The organism is Brevundimonas sp. Root1279 (genome assembly GCF_001425945.1).
Taxonomy (GTDB): domain Bacteria; phylum Pseudomonadota; class Alphaproteobacteria; order Caulobacterales; family Caulobacteraceae; genus Brevundimonas.
The window spans coordinates 93,611-113,874 of record NZ_LMEB01000004.1; the positions used below are offsets into that span (position 1 = coordinate 93,611).

The 20,264-nt window shown below is 67.8% G+C and carries 20 protein-coding genes; 18 read left to right on the forward strand and 2 right to left on the reverse strand.

All coding sequences use genetic code 11. From position 1 onward, the window contains the following. Window positions 1–4 precede the first annotated feature (4 nt). The 18 genes from ASC65_RS03200 (at window position 5) to ASC65_RS03285 (ending at window position 17,380) form a co-directional block, all read left to right on the forward strand. Entirely contained in the window at window positions 5–754 is a 750-nt protein-coding gene (locus tag ASC65_RS03200; protein WP_056449469.1) for a biotin--[acetyl-CoA-carboxylase] ligase, read from the forward strand. Further along, entirely contained in the window at window positions 751–1,533 is a 783-nt protein-coding gene (locus tag ASC65_RS03205; RefSeq protein WP_056449470.1) for a type III pantothenate kinase, read from the forward strand. Before ASC65_RS03200 ends, ASC65_RS03205 begins: the two co-directional genes overlap by 4 nt. Continuing rightward, window positions 1,530–3,203, forward strand: coding sequence for a ribonuclease J (locus ASC65_RS03210; protein ID WP_056449473.1), 1,674 nt, complete (start codon window positions 1,530–1,532; stop codon window positions 3,201–3,203). Before ASC65_RS03205 ends, ASC65_RS03210 begins: the two co-directional genes overlap by 4 nt. A 77-nt stretch (window positions 3,204–3,280) precedes the next feature. Beyond that, window positions 3,281–4,024, forward strand: a complete 744-nt coding sequence (gene pyrH / locus ASC65_RS03215; RefSeq protein WP_056449476.1) for a UMP kinase — start codon at window positions 3,281–3,283, stop codon at window positions 4,022–4,024. Between the two features lie 31 nt (window positions 4,025–4,055). Further along, a complete protein-coding gene (gene frr / locus ASC65_RS03220; protein ID WP_056449479.1) occupies window positions 4,056–4,613 on the forward strand; it encodes a ribosome recycling factor in 558 nt (185 codons plus the stop codon). A 32-nt stretch (window positions 4,614–4,645) separates the two neighbouring features. Beyond that, window positions 4,646–5,407, forward strand: a complete 762-nt coding sequence (gene uppS / locus ASC65_RS03225; protein WP_056449482.1) for a polyprenyl diphosphate synthase — start codon at window positions 4,646–4,648, stop codon at window positions 5,405–5,407. Continuing rightward, window positions 5,407–6,225: a phosphatidate cytidylyltransferase gene (locus tag ASC65_RS03230; protein WP_056449486.1), complete on the forward strand. Its 819-nt coding sequence runs from the start codon at window positions 5,407–5,409 to the stop codon at window positions 6,223–6,225. The genes uppS and ASC65_RS03230 overlap by 1 nt, the downstream gene beginning before the upstream one ends. Beyond that, window positions 6,222–7,418, forward strand: a complete 1,197-nt coding sequence (gene dxr, locus ASC65_RS03235; RefSeq protein WP_056449488.1) for a 1-deoxy-D-xylulose-5-phosphate reductoisomerase — start codon at window positions 6,222–6,224, stop codon at window positions 7,416–7,418. The genes ASC65_RS03230 and dxr overlap by 4 nt, the downstream gene beginning before the upstream one ends. Window positions 7,419–7,441: 23 nt before the next feature. Beyond that, on the forward strand, window positions 7,442–8,659 hold the full coding sequence (locus ASC65_RS03240) for a M50 family metallopeptidase (RefSeq protein ID WP_056449491.1): 1,218 nt from the start codon (window positions 7,442–7,444) through the stop codon (window positions 8,657–8,659). Between the two features lie 29 nt (window positions 8,660–8,688). Next, window positions 8,689–11,130: an outer membrane protein assembly factor BamA gene (bamA, locus tag ASC65_RS03245; protein ID WP_056450410.1), complete on the forward strand. Its 2,442-nt coding sequence runs from the start codon at window positions 8,689–8,691 to the stop codon at window positions 11,128–11,130. A 34-nt stretch (window positions 11,131–11,164) separates the two neighbouring features. Further along, window positions 11,165–11,749 (forward strand): OmpH family outer membrane protein, encoded by a 585-nt coding sequence (locus ASC65_RS03250; RefSeq protein ID WP_056449494.1) that lies wholly within the window; start codon window positions 11,165–11,167, stop codon window positions 11,747–11,749. Window positions 11,750–11,758: 9 nt separating this feature from the next. Continuing rightward, window positions 11,759–12,781: a UDP-3-O-(3-hydroxymyristoyl)glucosamine N-acyltransferase gene (lpxD, locus tag ASC65_RS03255; RefSeq protein WP_056449497.1), complete on the forward strand. Its 1,023-nt coding sequence runs from the start codon at window positions 11,759–11,761 to the stop codon at window positions 12,779–12,781. Further along, the gene (gene fabZ, locus ASC65_RS03260; RefSeq protein WP_056449500.1) at window positions 12,774–13,250 is read left to right on the forward strand and encodes a 3-hydroxyacyl-ACP dehydratase FabZ; all 477 of its coding nucleotides are present in this window, start codon (window positions 12,774–12,776) and stop codon (window positions 13,248–13,250) included. The genes lpxD and fabZ overlap by 8 nt, the downstream gene beginning before the upstream one ends. Further along, complete coding sequence (gene lpxA / locus ASC65_RS03265; RefSeq protein ID WP_056449503.1) at window positions 13,250–14,035, forward strand: acyl-ACP--UDP-N-acetylglucosamine O-acyltransferase; 786 nt, start codon at window positions 13,250–13,252, stop codon at window positions 14,033–14,035. The genes fabZ and lpxA overlap by 1 nt, the downstream gene beginning before the upstream one ends. Window positions 14,036–14,045: 10 nt before the next feature. Then, window positions 14,046–14,876 carry a UDP-2,3-diacylglucosamine diphosphatase gene (lpxI, locus tag ASC65_RS03270; RefSeq protein ID WP_056449506.1) on the forward strand — a complete coding sequence of 277 codons (831 nt, stop codon included), beginning with the start codon at window positions 14,046–14,048 and terminating at the stop codon, window positions 14,874–14,876. Further along, on the forward strand, window positions 14,873–16,063 hold the full coding sequence (gene lpxB, locus ASC65_RS03275; RefSeq protein WP_056449509.1) for a lipid-A-disaccharide synthase: 1,191 nt from the start codon (window positions 14,873–14,875) through the stop codon (window positions 16,061–16,063). Before lpxI ends, lpxB begins: the two co-directional genes overlap by 4 nt. Before the next feature lie 56 nt (window positions 16,064–16,119). Then, entirely contained in the window at window positions 16,120–16,851 is a 732-nt protein-coding gene (locus ASC65_RS03280) for a 2OG-Fe(II) oxygenase (protein ID WP_056449513.1), read from the forward strand. 61 nt (window positions 16,852–16,912) lie between these two features. Continuing rightward, a complete protein-coding gene (locus ASC65_RS03285) occupies window positions 16,913–17,380 on the forward strand; it encodes a hypothetical protein (RefSeq protein WP_056449516.1) in 468 nt (155 codons plus the stop codon). 74 nt (window positions 17,381–17,454) lie between these two features. On the opposite strand, the gene gltA is transcribed toward ASC65_RS03285, so the two are convergent. After that, window positions 17,455–18,756 carry a citrate synthase gene (gene gltA / locus ASC65_RS03290; protein ID WP_056450412.1) on the reverse strand — a complete coding sequence of 434 codons (1,302 nt, stop codon included), beginning with the start codon at window positions 18,754–18,756 and terminating at the stop codon, window positions 17,455–17,457. Between the two features lie 69 nt (window positions 18,757–18,825). Next, window positions 18,826–20,253, reverse strand: coding sequence for a glutamate--tRNA ligase (gltX, locus tag ASC65_RS03295; protein WP_056449519.1), 1,428 nt, complete (start codon window positions 20,251–20,253; stop codon window positions 18,826–18,828). Window positions 20,254–20,264 lie beyond the last annotated feature (11 nt).

A 20,264-nucleotide genomic window follows, 5' to 3' on the forward strand; every position in this document is an offset into this window, starting at 1 on the left:
GCCGATGCCCGGCGCCCCCATCCTGCTGCTCGATCACGTCGACTCCACCAATGCGGAGGCCCGTCGCCGGGCCGAAGCCGGCGAGACCGGCCCGCTGTGGATCGTCGCGCGCAGCCAGACCGCGGGCAGGGGGCGTCGCGGCCGGGCCTGGGAGAGCGATACGGGCAACCTGTTCGCCACCTTGCTCACCGCCACGCGCAAGCCGCCGGCCGAGGCGGCCCAGGTGACCTTCGTGGCGGCCCTGGCCGTCGCCGACCTGCTGGACGCCTATGCGCCGCCGTCGCTGGTGACGATCAAATGGCCCAACGACGTGATGCTGGCGGGCGACAAGGCCTCGGGCATCCTGGTCGAGTCCGGCATGCACGCTCGCGGCGGTCTGTGGCTGGCCGTCGGCATAGGCGTGAACCTGGCCCATGCGCCGCCGGCGACCGAGCGGCCCGCGACGGCTTTGTCCCAGCACTTGCGCGGCGATGTGGTGGCCGTGCCGGCGATCGACGGCGCGGCCGCGAAACTGGCCGAGGCCTTCGCTATATGGGCCGAACGCTGGGAAACCCTGGGCTTCGAGCCCGTCCTGGACGCCTGGCGCGCCCGCACGCCGGGGCTCGACGGTCCGGCCGTCGCGCGGCTGGGGAATGAGACGCTGGCGGGGCGCGCCGAGGGGGTGGCGCCCGATGGAGCGCTGAGGCTGAGACTGGCGGACGGATCGCTGCGGATGATCTCGGCCGGCGACGTATTCTTCGGGGAGCAAGCCTGATGCTGCTGGCGATCGAGCAGGGCAACACCAACACGCTGTTCGCGGTCCATGACGGGAGCGAGTGGATCGCCCAGTGGCGCACGGCAACCGACGCCAGCCGCACCGCCGACGAGTACGCTGTCTGGCTGAGCCAGCTGCTGACCATGCGCGGCCTGACCATCGGTCAGCTGGACGGCTGCATAATCTCCAGCGTGGTGCCGCAGTCGATCTTCAATCTGCGCAACCTGTCGCGACGCTATCTGCACGTCGAGCCGCTGGTTATTGGCGACAATGTCGACCTGGGCATTCCGGTGCGCATCCTGAAGCCGAGCGAGGCGGGGGCTGACCGGCTGGTCAACGCCATCGGGGCGCACCTGGTCTATCCGGGCGACCTGATCATCATCGACAGCGGTACGGCCACCACCTTCGACGTGGTCGCCGCCGACGGCGCCTTCGAGGGCGGCGTTATCGCGCCCGGCATCAATCTCAGCCTCCAGGCCCTGCACGAGGCGGCGGCCATGCTGCCGCGCATCGCGATCCAGAAGCCGGAGAAGGTGATCGGCAAGGACACCGTCTCCAACATGCAGTCCGGCGTCTTCTGGGGCTATGTCGCCCTGATCGAAGGCCTGGTCGCACGCATCAAGGCGGAGTGGGGCAAGCCCATGACCGTCATCGGCACCGGCGGCGTCGCCTCGCTGTTCGAAGGCGCCACCACATCCATCGACCGGTTCGATCCGGACCTGACCATCCGCGGCCTGCTCGAAATCTGGCGGCGGAACACCCATCTCGGGAAGCAATGACAAAAACCAAGACCAACGAACTCGTCTTCCTGCCGCTCGGCGGCTCGAACGAGATCGGCATGAACCTCAACGCCTACGGCTACGGCCCGGCGGACAACCGCGAATGGATCGTCGTCGACGTCGGCGTCACCTTCGGCGACCCCTCGACGCCGGGCGTCGACGTCATCGTCCCGGACCCGACCTATCTCGAAGGCGAGAACATCCGCGGCATCGTACTGACCCACGCGCACGAGGACCACATCGGCGCCCTGGGCTGGCTGTGGCCGCGTATCAAGGCGCCGCTCTACGCCACGCCGTTCACCGCCTATCTGATCCGCGAGAAGCTGCGCGACGCCGGCCTGCTGGACGAGGTCGAGCTGATCGAGGTGCCGCTGGGCGGCTCGATCGACCTGGGCCCGTTCCAGGTCGAGATGGTCACCATCACCCACTCGATCGCCGAGCCGAACGGCCTGGCCATCAAGACCCCGCTGGGCACAGTCCTGCACACCGGCGACTGGAAGATCGACAACGATCCGGTCGTCGGCGAGCGCACCGACGTGGACACGATCAAACGCCTCGGCGACGAGGGCGTCCTGGCCATGATCTGCGACTCCACCAACGTCTTCCAGGACGGCGTCGCCGGCTCTGAGGGCGCTGTGAAGGTCAAGCTGGCCGAGCTGATCGGCCAGCTGAAGGGGCGGGTCGCCGTCGGGTGTTTCGCCTCCAATGTCGCGCGCATGGACAGCGTGATCCGCGCCGCAGAGGCCGCAGGACGTCGGGTGGCCCTGGCCGGCCGGTCGATGCACCGGATCACCGCCGCCGCCAAATCAGTCGGCATGCTGTCGGACCTGAAGCCCTTCCTGTCGGAGCAGGAGGCCCGCGTCTGGCCGGCCGACGAGATCCTCTACCTCTGCACCGGCAGCCAGGGGGAGGCGAGGGCGGCTCTGTCGCGCGTGGCCGAGGGCACCCATCCCTTCGTCAAGCTGGGCAAGGGCGACCACTGCATCTTCTCGTCGCGGATGATCCCCGGCAACGAGCTGGCCATCGGCCGACTGCAGGACGTGCTCTCGGAGCGGGGCGTGCGCCTCTACACCGAGAAGGACCACCCCGGCATCCACGTCTCCGGCCACCCGTGCCGCGACGAGCTGCGCCAGATGTATCAGTGGGCGCGGCCGCACGTGGCGGTTCCGACCCATGGCATGCGCCGCCACCTGGCCGAGCACGCCCTCCTGGCAAAGGAGATGCAGGTCCCGGAAACCGTCACCCCGCGCAACGGCGACATGGTGCTGCTGGCCCCCGGGCCGGCGCGGATCATCGACGAAGTGCCGTCCGGCCGCCTGTTCGTCGACGGCGGCATGCTGGTCGAGGAGGCCGGCGAGGCCCTGCGCGAGCGCAAGCACGCGGCCTCGAACGGCGTCCTGATCGTCAGCTTCGCCATGGACAAGCGCGGCAAGATCGTCTCGGACATCGACGTCCGCGGCCTCGGCCTGCCGGGCGACGAGGACCGGCCGCTGGGCGAGATCCTCGACGACCTGGCCGAACGCGTCGAACAGGTCGTGCGCGGACTCAAGGGCGAGGCGCTGGAGGACGAGATCGTGGTCGAACAGGCCGTGGCGAGGGCGCTCAAGAAGGCCAGCCAGCAGGTCTGGAGCCGACGTCCGATCGTCGAGACCATCATCCTTCGACTATGAGGCGGCGGGCCTCGGGGCCTTTGATCGGGCGCCGGGCCCTCCTATAAGGAGCCGATTCCCCCGCCCAAGGACTTCCCATGCCCGACGCCCCTTCCGAGTTCCGCTACAAGCGCGTCCTGCTGAAGGTCTCGGGCGAGGTCCTGATGGGCGATCAGGCTTACGGCATCGACCAGAACACGGTCGCGACCGTCGCCCAAGCCGTGGCCTCGGTGGCGCGGGACGGCGTCGAGATCTGCCTGGTCATCGGTGGCGGCAACATCTTCCGCGGCGTGTCCAAGGCCGCCGGCGACATGGACCGCGCCACGGCTGACTACATGGGCATGCTGGCGACGGTGATGAACGCCCTGGCCATGCAGGCGGCGCTTGAGAAGATCGGCGTGCCGACCCGGGTGCAGAGCGCCCTGACCATGAATGCCGTGGCCGAGCCCTATGTGCGCCGGCGGGCTTTGCGTCATCTCGAGAAGGGCCGGGTGGTGATCTTCGCCGCCGGCGTCGGCGCGCCGTTCTTCACCACGGACTCCGGCGCCGCCCTGCGCGCTGCGGAAATGGGCTGCGACGCCCTGCTGAAGGGCACCAGCGTCGACGGCGTCTACACGGCCGATCCCAAGAAGGATAAGACCGCGACCCGCTACGAGACCCTGACCTACCACGACGTGCTGGCCAAGGACCTCAAGGTCATGGACGCCTCGGCCATCGCCCTGATGCGTGACTCGGGCATTCCGATCGTGGTCTTCTCCATCCGTGAGGATGGTTCGTTGCGGAAGACGTTGACCGGCGAAGGGACCTTCACGGTCATAACTTCGAACGTTAAGTCTGCCTGACCAAAGCCATCAAAGAACGCGAGAAAATACCATGGCCAAGCCTGACCTGAAGACCTACCGCGACCGCATGGACAAGGCGGTCAGCGCCCTCAAGGAAGAGTTCAACGGCCTGCGCACCGGCCGGGCCAACGCCGGCCTGCTGGATCCGGTCCAGGTCGAGGCCTACGGCTCGACCTCGCCCCTGAACGCGGTCGCAGCCATCAGCGTGCCCGAGCCGCGCATGATCTCGGTCAACGTCTGGGACAAGGGCATGGTCGTCTCGGTCGAGAAGGCCATCCGCGCCGCCGGCCTGGGCCTGAACCCGATCGTCGACGGCCAGACCCTGCGTATCCCGATCCCGCCGCTGACCGAAGAGCGCCGCAAGGACCTGGCCAAGCTGGCGGGCAAATACTCCGAGCAGCAGAAGATCGCCGTCCGCAACGTGCGTCGCGACGCCAACGACGACCTGAAGAAGGCCGAGAAGGCGTCCGAAATCAGCCAGGACGAGCAGAAGAAGATGGAAACCGAGGTCCAGAAGGACACGGACGCGGCCATCAAGCGCATCGACGAGGCCTTGAAAGCCAAGGAAGTCGAGATCATGCAGGTTTGACGGCGAAATTTGCCGTAGGATAACCGCTGGTCATGCCCGCTGAACCTCAGAAGCCTTCGCCCGCGCCGGACGGGCCGCGCCATGTCGCCCTGATCATGGACGGCAATGGCCGCTGGGCGCAGGCGCGCGGCCTGCCGCGGGCGCTTGGCCATCGCGAGGGCGTCCAGGCCCTGAAACGCACCATCGAGGCGGCCCCCACCCTTGGCATCCAGTGTCTGACGGTGTTCGGCTTCTCGACCGAGAACTGGCGCCGCCCGGTCGAGGAAGTCTCCGACCTGATGGGGCTGGTGCGCACCTATGTGGCCAGCGACCTGAAGCGGCTGGACCGGGCGGGGGTCCGTGTCCGGATCCTGGGCCGCCGCGAGGGTCTGCCGGCCGACATCGCGGACATCGTCTCCCGCACGGAGACGAGCACCGCCCACAATGACAAATTCCTGCTCCAGGTGGCCTTCAACTACGGCGGTCAGTCCGACATCGTCGACGCCGCCCGCCGTCACTTCGAGCGTCAGCGGGCCGGCGAGGCCGTCGGACCGCTGACCGAGGAGACGCTCGGAGCCGGTCTGTCGACCGCAGGCGGTCCGCCGGTCGACGTGATCGTGCGCACTTCGGGCGAGCGCCGCCTGTCCAACTTCCTGCTTTGGGAAGCCGCCTACGCCGAGCTCGTCTATCAGGACATCCTCTGGCCCGACTACGGCGCCGAGGCCCTGGCCGACGTCGTCGAGCAGTATCGCCGCCGCGACCGTCGCTACGGCGGTCTGGCGTCGGGCGCCGACGTCGCCCGGGCGGCCGGCTGATGGCGTTTCGGGCCGGCGACATAGGATTGAGAGCGGCGTCGGCCTTCGTGCTGGCGCCCGCCGCCGTCGTGGCGATCTGGGCCGGCGGCTACTGGTTCCTCGCCCTCATGCTGCTGGCCTGCGCCCTGCTGGCCGTTGAATGGGCGATGATGAGCGCCTCGGCGGCCTGGCGGCTGATGGCGGGGGCCGTCGCCTTCGGCCTGATCGCCTCCGTGATCTCGGCCTATGTCGAGCAGCTGTCGTTGGCGCTGGTGATGCTGGTGTTCTGCGCCGCCGCCGCAGGCCTGTTCGCGCGCAGCCGCGGGCAGGAGGCCCTGGATGCCGCCTATGGCGTCCTCTACCTCGGTTGGCCCGCGATCCTGCTGATCTGGCTGCGGGACGGCTCGTCCGAAAGCGGCCTGGCCTGGACCGTCTCGGCCTTCATCATCGCCTGGTCCTCTGACAGCCTGGCCTATCTCGTCGGCAGCCTGCTGGGCGGGCCCAAGCTGTGGCCGCGGTTCTCGCCCAACAAGACCTGGTCCGGCTTCATCGGGGGGTTGGCCGCCGGCACGGTCGCGGGCGTCCTGCTGGCGACCTTCCTCGACATGGGCATCAACCCGGGTTGGGGCGCGCTGCTTGGCTTCGCCGCGGCCCTCGCCACCATGGCCGGAGACCTCTGGGAATCCGCCCTGAAGCGACGCTACGGCGTCAAGGATGCGGGCAAGCTGATTCCCGGTCACGGCGGTCTGCTGGACCGCGTCGACGGCCTGATGTTCGCCGTCGTCATCGTCGCCCTCGCGCGCCTGCTGGTGATCACGGTCGGGGGCCAGGGGGGATGATCCGCCGCCGCGTCACCGTGCTCGGCTCGACCGGGTCCGTCGGCTGCTCGACCCTGGACCTGATGGAACAGGCCGAGGCCGCCGGCAGCGGCGCTTTTGAAGTCGAAGCCCTGACCGGCGGCGCCAACATCGCCCGCCTGGCCGAACAGGCCCGACGCTGGAAGCCCAAACTGGCGGTCACCGCCGATCCCGCGCGGCTGAACGAGCTGCGCGACGCCCTGGCCGGGTCGGGGGTCGAGGTCGCGGCGGGGGAGGGGGCTGTCATCGAGGCCGCGACCCGTCCGGCCGATTGGGTCATGGCCTCCATCGTCGGCGCGGCCGGCCTGCGCTCGGCCTGGGCTGCTGCGGCCACCGGCGCGACCCTGGCGCTGGCCAACAAGGAAAGCCTGGTCTGCGCCGGTCCGGCTCTGATCGAGCGGGTGCGCAAGGCCGGGGGCAGGCTGATTCCGGTCGATTCCGAGCATTCGGCCATTTTCCAGGTCTTTCCGCACGATCGCCCGGCCCAGGTGGCCAAGCTGGTGCTGACCGCCTCGGGCGGCCCGTTCCGCACTCGACCGCGCGAAGCCCTGGCCGACATCACGCCGGAACAGGCGGTGGCCCATCCGAACTGGAGCATGGGCGCCAAGATTTCCGTCGACAGCGCCACCATGGCCAACAAGGGCCTGGAAATGATCGAGGCGGCATATCTGTTCGATATGCCCGCCGAGCGGATCGAGGTCGTGGTGCACCCCGAATCGATCGTGCACAGCCTCGTCGAGTACATAGACGGCTCCACCCTGGCCCAATTGGGCCCGCCGGATATGAAGACGCCGATCGCCTGCGCGCTGGCCTGGCCTGACCGGATCGCCTGGCCGGCCCCCCGTCTGGACCTGGCCGCTCTGGGGCGTCTGACGTTTGAAGCGCCGGATGAGGACCGGTTCCCGGCGCTTCGCCTCGCCCGTGAGGCGCTGCAGGCGGGCGGGGCCGCCCCGATCGTCTTCAACGCCGCCAATGAGGTGGCCGCCGTCGCATTTCTTGACCGTAGGCTAGGCTTTCTCAATATTGCCTCAGTCGTCGCCGACACCTTGTCGCGCGTGACGGCCTCGGGGGTGGATTCCGGTACCCAAAACGCTTGCGACGCGGCACTGGCCGTGGATGCGCAAGCGCGACGGGTGGCGGAATCGATCGTCGACGGTCTGGCCGCAGCGGCCTGAACGGCGGAGGATTTGAAATCGGCATGATGGGCGCCTTCGGCCACCTGCTGCTCTACACGATCGTACCCTTCCTCCTGGTGTTGACGTTCATCGTCACCATCCACGAGCTGGGGCATTTCCTCGTGGCCCGCGCCTTTGGCGTGAAGGTCGACCGGTTCTCGATCGGTTTCGGCAAGGCCATCTTCAGCCGCACGGACCGTCACGGCATTGAGTGGCGCCTCGCCTGGCTGCCGCTGGGCGGCTACGTCAAATTCTCGGGCGACCTCGACGCCTCCAGCGTGCCGGACCAGGCGGGTCTGGACGAACTGCGCCAGCGCGTCATCGCCGAGCACGGCCCCGGCGCCGAGCGCGACTATTTCCATTTCAAGCCGATCTGGCAGCGGATGCTGATCGTCGCGGCGGGGCCTGCGGCGAATTTCCTGCTGGCCATGGTGCTTCTCACCCTGCTGTTCAGCGCCATCGGCGAGCGGGTCCTGGCGCCGCGCGTGCACTCGACCGTTGCGGGCAGCCCCGCCGCCGCCGCCGGCTTCGAGCGGGGCGATCTGATCGTCGCCATCAACGGCCGGCCGATCGCCGACAGCCAGGAAGTCAATCGCAGCGTGGTCATGAGCGCCGGGGATCCGGTGCGCTTCACCGTCGACCGCGGCGGCCGCCAACTGATCCTGACCGCGACGCCCGAGCGGCAGATCGTGGACGATGAGATCGCCGGTCGGGTTCGGATCGCTCAGATCGGCCTCTTCATGGGCGTGCAGCAGAGCGACATCAGCTTCCGCCGCCTCAACCCCATCGAAGCGTTCGGCAAGGGCATCGAAACGATCGGAACCACTGTCGGTACGACGGCGACCTATCTCGGCCGCATCTTCACCGGGAAGGAATCGGGCGATCTGCTGAACGGCCCGATCGGCATCGCCAAGGCCGCCGGCGGAGTCACGCAGCAGGCCGTCAGCGCCAATCCCGACCCGATGTGGATGGCCGCCAACCTGGCCCTGACCTTCCTCAACTTCGCGGCCCTGGTTTCAATCGGAATTGGCATTGTGAATCTGTTGCCTATACCGGTTCTCGATGGGGGCCACCTGCTGTTCTACAGCTATGAAGCTGTGGCGCGCAGGCCAGTCCCCGCGCGGGTTCAGGATGTCGGCTACCGTGTCGGTCTTGCTTTGCTGGCGGGATTGATGTTGTTCGCCACCTGGAACGACCTGCAAAAGCTAAGCTTGTTCAAATTCCTCGGCGGGCTCGCATGAGCCGACGCCAGCCCCCGATGGTTTCCTGCATGAATCAAAAATCCGCGCCCGCCCTTCGCTTCGCTCGGGGCCTGAGCCCCAGCCTGTTCGTCCTTGCGGTCGCCGCCGGTCTCGCCGGTCCGGCCCTGGCCCAGACGCCGCCGGCTCCCGCCGTGCAGCCGGGCGCGCCGATTGAGGCGCAGACGCCGGCTCGCGCTGCATCTCCGCAAGAGCAGCGGGTCCAGATCAACCGCATCCTCGTGCGCGGCAATCAGCGCATCGACCAGACGACGGTGCTGTCCTATCTGCCGATCCAGCCGGGCGACATGGTCGACCAGGCTGTCCTGGCCGTGGCGGTCAACACCCTGACCCGGACCCAGCTCTTCGCAGACGTCCAGCTGGGCGTTCAGCCGAACGGCGACCTGGTCGTGGATGTCGTCGAGAACCCGATCATCAACCAGGTCGTGTTCGAAGGGAACAGCGCCCTGGGCGAGGACAAGCTGCTTGAGGAAGTCACCCTCAAGCCGCGCGGCATCTACACCCGCGCCCGCGTCCAGGAGGACGTCGGCAAGATCGTTGAGCTGTATCGCCTGTCGGGCCGGATCTCGGCCACTGTCACGCCCAAGCTGGTCCAACTGGAGCAGAACCGCGTCGACGTGGTCTTCGAGATCGACGAGGGCCCGGAGACCGGCGTGCGCGCCATCACCTTCCTCGGCAACAGCGCCTTCTCGGACAGCGACCTGCGCGAGGTGATGGTCACCAAGCAGTCGCAGTGGTGGCGCCTGTTCAGCTCGAACGACAACTACGATCCCAACCGCCTCGACTACGATCGGGAGCAACTGCGGAAATTCTACACCAACCGCGGCTATTACGACTTCCGCGTCCTGTCGGCGGTGGCCGAGCTGTCGCCGGACGACAGCGCCTTCGGCGTCACCATCACCTTGGACGAGGGCGATCGCTACAACTTCGGGACCGTCGACGTGGTCACCGAGAACGAGCGACTGAACCCCGACTTCCTGAAGCTGCTGCTGCCGATCCATCAGGGCGACCTGTACGAGAGCGACAAGATCGAGGCCGCGGTCGACGCCCTGACCTTCGCCGCCGGTTCGGCGGGCTACGCCTTCGTCGAGATCGATCCGACCTACCGGGCCAATCCGGACACGGACACGGTCGACGTGACCTTCAACATCCGTGAGGGCCAGCGTGTCTACGTCGAGCGGATCAATGTCATCGGCAACACCCGGACGCTCGACAACGTCATCCGTCGCGAAATGATGCTGACGGAGGGCGACGCCTTCAATCGCCAGCTGGTCGAGCGTTCGCGCAACAACCTGCGCGCCCTGGGCTTCTTCAAGGACGTCACCGTCGAGGAAACCCGCGGCTCGGCTCCCGACCGTTCGGTTGTCAACGTGACCGTCGAAGAACAGCCCACCGGCGAACTGTCGGTCGGCGCGGGCTTCAGCTCGGTCGACTCCTTCGTGGTCAACCTGGGCATCACCGAGCGCAACTTCCGCGGCCGTGGCCAGAACGTGGTCGCCCGCGTCGAGTGGGGCTCGCTGCGCCAGCAGATCGACTTCCGCTTCACCGAGCCCAAATTCCTCGGCCGCGACCTGCGCGCCGGCTTCGACGCCTTCCACTCGCGCTACGACCTCAGCGACTACTCGTCGTACGACTACCGCTCGACCGGCGGCGGTCTGCGCCTGTCCTACCCGCTGAACCCCTACACCCTGTTCAGCACGCGCTACTTCCTGAAGTCGGACGAGATCATCGTTCCGCGCGGCTTCTGTATCCCGGGCGGTCAGGGCTCGACCGCGCTGTGTGATCAGGTCGGCTCCTTCCTGAACTCGTCGGCGGGCTACACCCTGCTGGTCGACCGCCGGAACGATCCGGTGCGTCCGACCCGCGGCTGGACCGGCACTCTGCGTCAGGACTTCGCCGGCATCGGCGGCGACGTGAACTATGTGAAGACCGAAGCCGACGTCTCGGCCTACTGGGGCATCTCGCCCGAGTGGGTGGTCACGGCCTCGGCCTCGTCGGGCTACGTGTCCGGCTGGGGCGGCGACGCCATCCGCATCAACGATCGCTTCTTCAAGGGCGGCAACAGCTTCCGCGGCTTCGAAACCGCCGGCATCGGCCCGCGCGATCTGCAGACCACGGACGCCTTGGGCGGCAATTTCTACGCCATCGGCACGCTCGAACTGACCGTTCCCAACGGCCTTCCGGAGGAGTATGGCATCCGCACATCACTGTTCACCGACGTCGGTACGGTGGGTGCGCTGGATGACCGCTACACGATCATCCAGTCCGGCGCGAACGCTGGTCAGCCTGACCCGACCATCGCGGACGAGCTGGAGCTGCGCGCTTCGGCCGGCCTGAGCATCCACTGGCGCTCGCCCATGGGCCCGATCCGTTTCGACCTCAGCAAAATCCTCGGCAGCGAACCGTACGACAAGACCGAGACCTTCCGCTTCTCGACTTCTACTCAGTTCTAACCGACGGGCCATCGGCCCGATCAAAGGCTTACAGATGAAACTCCTCGCTATCGGCGCCTTTGCGCTCGCTTCGCTGGCTGCTTCGGCCGCCGCCGCCCAGCAGGCCCAGCCGGCCGTCAACCACGGCCCGGCCATCAACGGCGTGTGTGTCTACACTCCGAGCCTCGCCTTTGCTCAGAGCACCGCCGGCCAGGGCATGGTGAATCGCCTGCGCGAACTGGCCGTGGAAGTGCAGGGCGAACTCGCCCCGTCGCAGACCTGGCTCCAGTCCGAGTACCAGGCCCTGCAGTCGGGTGGTCAGGCCTCGGATCCGGACGGCTCGCGCGGCCGCGCCTGGCAGCAGCGCGCCCGTGAAACCCAGCAGACCGAAGAAATCCGCTCCAACGAGCTGGAATACACCCGTCGCGTCCAGACCAACGCCCTGACGGACGCCTTCCGTCCGATCGTGATCGGCCTGTACCAGGAGAAGGGCTGCAGCCTGCTGCTGGACGGTTCGAGCGTTCTGGCCTCCAACCCGGCCATGGACATCACCCAGGAAGCCGTGACCCGCATGAACCGCCAGATGCCGGCGCTTCCGGCCTTCAACCGCATGTCGGTTCCGGTTCAGCAGCAGCAGTAAGCTGGGCCAATGCCTGATTCCCGATTCTTCGAACCCCTCCCGGCGCTGAGCGTCGCTGAGCTGGCGGAGAGGATCGGAGCGGACGTCCTGCGCGGCGGAGATCGAAAGATCTCCGCCGTTGCGCCTTTGGGGAGCGCAGGCTCGTCCGATGTCGCCTTCCTCGGCGACCGCAAATTCCTGGCGGCCCTGTCGACGACCCGCGCGGGCTGCGTGATCGTGCCCGCCTCTGCGGTCGAAGGCGCGCCGGCCGACGCCGCCGTTCTCGTCTCTGGCGAAGCCCAAGCCGCCTGGGCTCGTGCGTCGTTGGCGCTGCATCGCCCGTTCAGTCTGACGACCGCAGCGGCGCGCGCCGACGTCGTCGAGGACGACAGCGTCGTGCTGGAGCCTGGCGTTGTGATCGGCGAGGGCGTCCGCATCGGCCGCGGCTCGCGCATCGGCGCCAACACCGTCATCGGCCCGGGCGTCCAGATCGGTCGCGACTGCGCGATCGGCTCCAACGTGACCATCGGCTTCGCCCTGCTCGGCGACCGCGTGCGGGTCTATGCCGGAGCACGGCTGGGCGAGGCGGGCTTCGGCGCCGCCGGATCAAAAGCGGGCCCGATCGACGTGCCCCAGCTCGGGCGAGTGATCATCCAGGACGGCGTCACCATCGGCGCCAACACCTGCATCGACCGCGGGGCCTATGACGACACCGTCGTCGGCGAGAACACCAAGATCGATAACCTGGTCATGATCGGCCACAACTGCATCATCGGCCGCAATGTGCTGATGGCGGCCCATGTCGGCATCTCGGGCTCGGTGACGGTCGGCGACAACGTCATGTTCGGCGGCCAGGCAGGCATCGGCGATCACATCACGATCGGCCAGGGAGCCCGGGTCGCGGGCGGCGCCGGGGTGCTGGCGGACATCCCTCCGGGCGAGACCTGGTCGGGCTATCCTGCGAAACCGATACGACAATCCTTGCGTGAAGCGGTCTGGCTCGCCAAACAGGCGTCCGGAAAGGCTCGCGCAGGGAAAGATCGGAATGACTGACGATACGGAGGCCGGGGGCAAGATCGATTACGCCGAGGTGATGCGGCGCCTGCCGCACCGCTATCCGTTCCTGCTGGTCGACAAGGCGCAGGACTATGTCGCCGGGACCTCGATCACGGGCGTCAAGAACGTCACTCACAACGAGCCCTTCTTCCCGGGTCACTTCCCGATCGATCCGGTCATGCCCGGCGTGCTGATCGTCGAGGCCATGGCCCAGACCGGCGCCCTGCTGATGTCCAAGACCATGGACGTGGCGGTCGAAGGCAAGGTCATCATGTTCATGTCGATCGACGGGGTCCGCTTCCGCAAGCCCGCCCGGCCGGGCGACCAACTGCACATGAAGGTCGTCGTCACCAAGCAGCGGGGCGACATCTTCAAATTCCGCGGCGAGACCTTCATCGACGACAAGCTCGCCGCCGAGGCCGACTTCGCCGCCATGGTCGTCACCGTCGACGCCCCGGTGTCCTGATGGCCATTCACCCTACCGCTATCGTTGACGCCAAGGCTGAGCTGGCGGCCGACGTCGAGGTCGGCCCCTGGTCGATCGTCGGGCCGGGCGTGGTGCTCTCCGAGGGCGTGCGCCTGCACAGCCATGCGGTCGTCCAGCAGGACACGACGGTCGGCCCGCGCACGGTCATCCATCCCTATGCGGTGATCGGCGGCGATCCGCAGCACACCGGCTACAAGGGCGAGACCGTCCGCCTCGAGATCGGTGCGGACAACGTCATCCGCGAGCATTCGACCTTCAACCGCGGCACGCCCCAAGGGGCGGGCGTCACCAAGGTCGGCTCCAACAGCCTGTTCATGACCGGCGCCCACGTCGGCCACGACTGCGTGGTCGGCGACAATGTCGTCATGGCCAACAACGCCACTCTGGGCGGCCACGCCCGCATCGGCTCCAAGGTCTTCCTCGGGGGCCTGGCGGCGGTGCACCAGAACGGGCGGGTGGGGCAGGGGGCGATCGTCGGCGGTCTGGCCGCCGTCACGCGCGACGTCATCCCCTACGGCTCGGCCTGGGGCAATCACGCACGCCTGCATGGCCTGAACCTGATCGGATTGAAGCGGAAGGGCTACGGTAAGGACGCCATCCGGCGGCTGCTGGCCGCCTATCGCGATCTGTTCGAGGGCGGCGGGACCTTCGCCGAGCGGCTCGATGCGGTCGAGGCCGGCTACACGGATCTGCCCGAGATCATGGAGATCGTCGCCTTCATCCGCGAAGACGGCAAGCGCCCGCTCTGCCTTCCGGGCGAGTGAGGGCGGGGAAATGAACAAGCTCGGCCTGATCGCTGGCGGCGGCGCCCTGCCGGTCTCGGTGGCTGCGCGCTGCGAGGCCGAGGGTCGTCCGGTGTTTGTCATCCGACTGGCCGGTTTCGCGGATCCACACCTTGCGCACTACCCCGGCATTGACGCCGGCATGGCCGAGATCGGCAAGATCCTGGCGGCCATGAAGAAGGCCGGCTGCACGGCCGTCTGTCTGGCGGGCACAGTCAACCGTCCTGACTTCAAGACACTCAAGCCCGACTTCAAGGGCGCCCTTGTCCTGCCGGGCATCATCAAGGCCGCGACCCAGGGCGACGACGCCCTGCTGCGCAAGATCCTGTCGCTGTTCGAGGCCGAGGGTTATGCGGTCGAGGGGGCCGACGACATCCTCGGCGGCGAGACCCTGCCGGCCGGGGCGCTGGGGGCGGTCCAACCCTCCGAAGAGCAGCTGGCTGACCTCAGGAAAGCACTCTACGTCGCTGAGAAGTCGGGGGAACTCGACATCGGCCAGGGCGCCGTCGTGTGCGACGGCCTGGTGCTGGCGGTGGAGGCCCAAGAGGGCACCGACGCCATGCTGGTGCGGGTCGCCGGCCTGCCCGCCGACCTGCGCGGCGCCCCGACGGGCCGCAAGGGCGCGCTGGGCAAGGCGCCCAAGCCGATCCAGGACCTGCGCGTCGACATGCCGGTCATGGGCGCGCGCACCGTCGAGCTGGCCGCCGCCGCAGGGCTGGCGGGCGTCGGCGGCGTGGCCGGCAAGTTGATCGTCATCGACCGCGCCGGCCTGATCGAGGCCGCTGATCGGCTGGGCCTCTACGTCTGGGGCGAGACCCGGTGAGCCGCCATCTGAAGGTCATGATGGTCGCGGCCGAGGCCTCGGGTGATGCGCTCGGCGCCGGTCTGGCCCAGGCGCTGAAGAAGCGGCTCGGCGATGAGGTCGGTTTCGTCGGTGTCGGCGGACCCAAGCTGGCCGCCGAGGGCGTCGAAAGCCCGTTCGACATCGCCGAACTGTCCATCTTCGGCTGGCTTGAGGGCATCAAGGCGTATGGCCTGGTCAAGCGCCGGGTCGCAGACACCGTCGCGCTGGCCGTGGCCGAAAAGCCGGACGCCGTGGTCCTGGTCGACAGCTGGGGCTTCACCATCCGCGTGGCCCAGGCGCTGAAGACGGCCCTGCCGGGCGTGCCCCTGATCAAGTACGTAGGCCCGCAGGTTTGGGCCTCGCGTCCGGGACGGGCCAAGACCCTGGCCTCCGCCGTCGACCACCTGCTGGCCCTCTACGCCTTCGACGCCCCGTGGTTTGAGAAGGAAGGCTTGCCGACCACGGTCGTCGGGTCCCAAGCCCTGCACGTCGACATGAGCGCCGCAGACCCAGCCGGCTTCCGCGCCGCCCGCGGCATCGCGCCGGACGCCAACCTGCTGCTGGTTCTGCCGGGCAGTCGGCCGTCCGAGATCCGGCTGATGACCCCGGTGTTCGAAGCGGCGGTCGCCCGCCTCAAACGACAGGACCCGTCGCTTGAGATCGCCGTCGTCGCCGCCGGCACTGTCGCCGCCGATGTCACGGCCCGCGTCGCCACCTGGCCCTTCCGCGCCCATGTGGTCACTGAGGCGGACAAGTATTCGGCCATGAAGGCGGCCACCGTCGCCCTGGCCACCAGCGGCACCGTCTCGACCGAACTGGCGCTGGCCGGCGCACCGATGGTCATCTCCTATCGCTTCCCGCCGCTCAGTTATGCGGTGATGAGGCCCTTCTTCACGGGCAAGTACGCGACCCTGTTCAACCACGCCTCGGACGAGGAAATCGCGCGCGAACTGATCCAGAAGGACGCCACGCCCGAGAAGCTCGCCGCCGAGGTCGGGCGCCTGCTGGCTGATTCCGAGGCCCGCGCAGAGCAGGCCGCCCGCCAGACCGCAGCCCTCGATCGGATGGGCGATCGCTCCGCAGATCCATCACAACTGGCGGCCGATGCCGTGCTGCGGGTGATCGCGGAAAAGGCTGCGGCCAAAGGGCAGATTTCCAAACTTTAACTTGCAGATAGCGGGTCGCCATCGCCTTTGTGCGCCCTGCTATCAGAGGCCTCTTCTTGACCGGTTCGCTTCCACTTCGCCTCAACTCGAGGCTTCGACCGGCCGCCTACAGGTCTGTATTCGAGCGGCACGGACGCCTGCATATTCCTGACTTCCTCGAGCCCTCGTCGGCGGCCGGTCTACATGCACGCCTGAAGGCCGCGGAGGACTGGACCCGATCGATCCACGTCACCCAGGGCGAGGACCTGGACATCAGCGTTCGGGATCTGGAAGCCCTGCCGCCCGCGGAGCGAGAGCAGTTCGAGCGCAGTCTGGCGGACTCCAGCGACGACACGCTCCAGTACATGTTCGACACCGTGCGGATCTCCGCCGAGCTCAAGGCGGGTCGTCCGATGGCGGCCCCGATGCAGGCCATCCACCAGTTCCTCAACGGGCCAGACTTCCTCGGCTTCGTCGCGCGCCTGACGGGAGACGAACGCCTGGCCTTCGCGGATGTGATGGCCACCCGGTATCTTCCCGGACATTTCCTGACCGCCCATGGCGACGAGAACCCGCTTGAGCGTCGGCTCTACGCCTATGTGTTGAACCTGACGCCGGAATGGCGCGCCGATTGGGGCGGCGTCCTCATGTTCCTCGATGACGATGGACACGTGGCCGAGGGCTATGTGCCGGCGTTCAACGCCCTCAACATCTTCTCGGTGCCCCAGACCCATGCGGTGTCGATGGTGACGCGGCTGGCCCGGACTCCGCGCCTGTCCGTCACCGGTTGGATACACGCGCGCGACTGACGGCCGATCGACATTGTGACCATCTTGCGGCGTCAGGTTACAGCCTTGTAAGCTCAATCGCATGGAACCGGCTCSCCAGCGCTTCGACGACACGCCTTCAGCAAAACCGCAGCGCTGGGCCCCGGTCGCCCCGCCGCCGGTGCTGGCGGATCTTGACTGGGCTAACGACGGCCGCGTCTGTCAGGCGAGCCCGCCCGCGGCGCTGATCGAGTTCGCGACAGCGGTCCTGCGCCGCGCCGGACTGAGGCTCGACGGCGCGCCGTCCGTGATTCGTCATGAGGCGGGAGATCGCGGGCTTCCCGCACGCGCTGAGACGGCGCCGTACGGCTTCGCCATCGATCTGAGCGGTTCGCGGCACGCATTGGAGGGCGGACTGCTGCTTTTCGCCGACAGCGGTGAGCGCGTGTTCGGCTGGAGGGCCGAGGCCGGCGCCCTGACGACCTGGAGCGGGGCGGCGCCCGACATCACCGAGCTGGCGCCGGGCGTCCAGCCGCGGCTCACATTACTCGGCGGCGCCACGCCCCTGTGACCAGCTGAGCCCCTGAAACGCAAAACGCCGGCGGCCCAGGCCGCCGGCGTTCGCAATTCGTGTCGCGTCTGGGGTCAGCCGCGGTTCTGGATCGGCACGTAGTCGCGCTCGGTCGGGCCGGTGTACAGCTGGCGCGGGCGGCCGATCTTCTGACCGGGGTCGGCCATCATTTCCTGCCACTGGGCGATCCAGCCGACGGTGCGGGCCAGGGCGAACAGGACGGTGAACATCGAGGTCGGGAAGCCCATCGCCGACAGGGTGATGCCCGAATAGAAGTCGACGTTCGGGAACAGCTTGCGAGAGGTGAAATACTCGTCCTGCAGGGCGACCTTCTCCAGCTCCTTGGCGACCAGGAACAGCGGGTCGTTCTCGCGGCCGGTGGCGGCCAGCACTTCATAGGCCGACTGCTGCATGACCTTCGCGCGCGGATCGTAGTTCTTGTACACGCGGTGGCCGAAGCCCATCAGCTTGTATTTGCGGTCCTTCACGCCCTGGATGAACTCCGGGATCTTGTCCGGGGTGCCGATCTCCTTGAGCATGTTCAGCGCCTCTTCGTTGGCGCCGCCGTGCGACGGGCCCCACAGGCAGGCGATGCCGGCGGCGATACAGGCGAACGGATTGGCGCCCGACGAACCGGCCAGGCGGACGGTCGAGGTCGAGGCGTTCTGCTCGTGGTCGGCGTGCAGGGTGAAGATGCGGTCCATGGCGCGGACCAGGGCCGGATCGACCTTGTAGTCCTCGGCCGGGACGGCGAAGCACATGCGCAGGAAGTTCTCGGCGTAGCTCAGGTCGTTGCGCGGCGAAACGAACGGCTGGCCGATGTGGTATTTGTAGGCGCGGGCCGCGATCGTCGGCATCTTGGCGACCAGACGGATGGCCGAGATGTTGCGCTGGACCGGATCATGGATGTCCAAGCTGTCGTGGTAGAAGGCCGACAGGGCCCCGACGGTGCCGACCATGATCGCCATCGGGTGGGCGTCGCGACGGAAGCCCTCGAAGAAGCGGTCGAACTGCGCATGCAGCATGGTGTGCATGGTGATGTTGTTCTTGAACGCCTCGTACTCCGCAGCCGTCGGCAGCTCGCCGTGCAGCAGCAGGTGGCAGACCTCGATGAAGTTCGACTGCGAGGCCAGCTGGTCGATCGGGTAGCCGCGGTGCAGCAGCACGCCCTTGTCGCCGTCGATGAAGGTCAGCGCCGACTCGCAAGCCGCGGTCGAGGTGAAGCCCGGGTCGAAGGTGAAGGCGTCCGTGGCGCCGTACAGCTTGCGGATGTCGATGACGTCCGGGCCGGTCGAACCGGTCAGCACGGGCAGGTCTACGGTCTTGTCGCCATAGGTGAGTTTCGCCGTGCCGGCGGGTTTGGCTTGTTCAGTCATCTCGGCCCCTTGGTCGTCGGTCGGCGGCCTCACGCGGGGGAGGCGGCGCACCGTGTTTCGTGTGGGAAGTCAGATAGTCTGTTGCAGCGCATCATTCAAACGGCCGAGGCTCTCTTCTCGACCCAATGCCGCCAACGTTTTCGCGATGTCGGGTGAAACGGCTCCACCGGCCAGCGCCGCGCGCATCGCCGGGCCGATCTTGCCGAAGCCGACGGCCTCTTCCTCGGCGAAGGCCTTGAGCTCCGCTTCGAGCGCAAACACGTCCCAGCTTTCGAACAGGGCGAGGCGATCGCGCAGGCGGCCGATGCGATCGCCGGACTCGCCGGAGAGCAGGCCGCGGCCTTTGTCGTCGATGGCGAGCGGGCGAACCTTCAGCGTGAAGGCGGTCTGATCGGCCAGTTCCAGCGTGGTCTTGGCGCGGTCCTTCACGAAAGGCATGGCGCGCAGCAGCCGGGCCTCGTCGTCCGGACCCAGGTCGTGGCCGCGGGCCAGATGGACGTCGAGAGTCATCTTGGCCAGGCGGTCGTCCTCGGCCAGGCGGATCCAATGCGAGTTGACGTGGGCCAGCTTGTCGAAGTCGAGGCGGGCTGGGGCCTTGCCGACGCCAGTGAGGTCGAACCACTCGCGCGCCTGCTCGTCGGAGAACAGTTCGTCGTCGCCATGCGCCCAGCCGAGGCGGGCCAGGTAGTTGCGCATGGCTTCGGGCAGGTAGCCCATGTTGGCGTACTCGTGCACCGCCTGGGCGCCGTGGCGTTTGGACAGCTTGGCCCCGTCCGGACCGTGGATCAGCGGGATGTGGGCGAAGGTCGGCCGGGTCCAGCCGAGCGCGTCGTAGATCAGGCTCTGGCGGGCGGCGTTGTTCAGGTGGTCGTCGCCGCGGATGACGTGGGTGACGCCCATGTCGTGGTCGTCGACCACCACAGCGAGGTTGTAGGTCGGGGCGCCGTCCGAGCGCAGGATGACCAGATCGTCCAGCGCGCTCGACTCCCAGCGGACCGTGCCCTGCACCGCGTCCTCGACCACGACCGGCGCGCCCTGCGGGCGGCGGAAGCGGACAGTGTGCGGCTGTGTCAGGTCGTCGACGCTCGGCTCGCGGTCGCGCCAGGGCGACTCGAAGGTGCGACCCTCGGCCTTGGCGGCGTCGCGCAGGGCGCCGGTCTCCTCGGCCGAGAGGAAGTCGCGGTAGGCGTGGCCGGTGGCGAGCAGCTGATTGGCGACCTCGCGGTGGCGCTCGGCGCGGGCGAACTGGAACACCGGCTCTTCGTCGGCGAACAGCTCAAGCCAGCTGAGGCCGTCGAAGATGGCTTTCACGGCGTCGTCGGTCGAACGCTCGCGGTCAGTGTCCTCCACGCGCACCAGGAATTTGCCGTTGCGCGCCTTGGCGTACAGATAGTTGAATAACGCTGTTCTGGCTCCGCCGATGTGCAGGTAGCCGGTCGGCGAGGGGGCGAAGCGGGTGACGACTTCGGGCGTGGAGCTGTCGGACGGGGAGGTCATGGCGGGCGTTA

Bases quoted from the DNA above. Each gene is read 5' to 3' on its own strand.
- ASC65_RS03200 (WP_056449469.1), top strand. From the start codon at position 5: ATGCCCGGCGCCCCCATCCTGCTGCTCGATCACGTCGACTCCACCAAT.
- ASC65_RS03210 (WP_056449473.1), top strand. From the start codon at position 1,530: ATGACAAAAACCAAGACCAACGAACTCGTCTTCCTGCCGCTCGGCGGC.
- pyrH (WP_056449476.1), top strand. From the start codon at position 3,281: ATGCCCGACGCCCCTTCCGAGTTCCGCTACAAGCGCGTCCTGCTGAAG.
- frr (WP_056449479.1), top strand. From the start codon at position 4,056: ATGGCCAAGCCTGACCTGAAGACCTACCGCGACCGCATGGACAAGGCG.
- uppS (WP_056449482.1), top strand. From the start codon at position 4,646: ATGCCCGCTGAACCTCAGAAGCCTTCGCCCGCGCCGGACGGGCCGCGC.
- ASC65_RS03230 (WP_056449486.1), top strand. From the start codon at position 5,407: ATGGCGTTTCGGGCCGGCGACATAGGATTGAGAGCGGCGTCGGCCTTC.
- dxr (WP_056449488.1), top strand. From the start codon at position 6,222: ATGATCCGCCGCCGCGTCACCGTGCTCGGCTCGACCGGGTCCGTCGGC.
- ASC65_RS03240 (WP_056449491.1), top strand. From the start codon at position 7,442: ATGATGGGCGCCTTCGGCCACCTGCTGCTCTACACGATCGTACCCTTC.
- bamA (WP_056450410.1), top strand. From the start codon at position 8,689: ATGAATCAAAAATCCGCGCCCGCCCTTCGCTTCGCTCGGGGCCTGAGC.
- ASC65_RS03250 (WP_056449494.1), top strand. From the start codon at position 11,165: ATGAAACTCCTCGCTATCGGCGCCTTTGCGCTCGCTTCGCTGGCTGCT.
- lpxD (WP_056449497.1), top strand. From the start codon at position 11,759: ATGCCTGATTCCCGATTCTTCGAACCCCTCCCGGCGCTGAGCGTCGCT.
- fabZ (WP_056449500.1), top strand. From the start codon at position 12,774: ATGACTGACGATACGGAGGCCGGGGGCAAGATCGATTACGCCGAGGTG.
- lpxA (WP_056449503.1), top strand. From the start codon at position 13,250: ATGGCCATTCACCCTACCGCTATCGTTGACGCCAAGGCTGAGCTGGCG.
- lpxI (WP_056449506.1), top strand. From the start codon at position 14,046: ATGAACAAGCTCGGCCTGATCGCTGGCGGCGGCGCCCTGCCGGTCTCG.
- gltA (WP_056450412.1), bottom strand. From the start codon at position 18,756: ATGACTGAACAAGCCAAACCCGCCGGCACGGCGAAACTCACCTATGGC.
- gltX (WP_056449519.1), bottom strand. From the start codon at position 20,253: ATGACCTCCCCGTCCGACAGCTCCACGCCCGAAGTCGTCACCCGCTTC.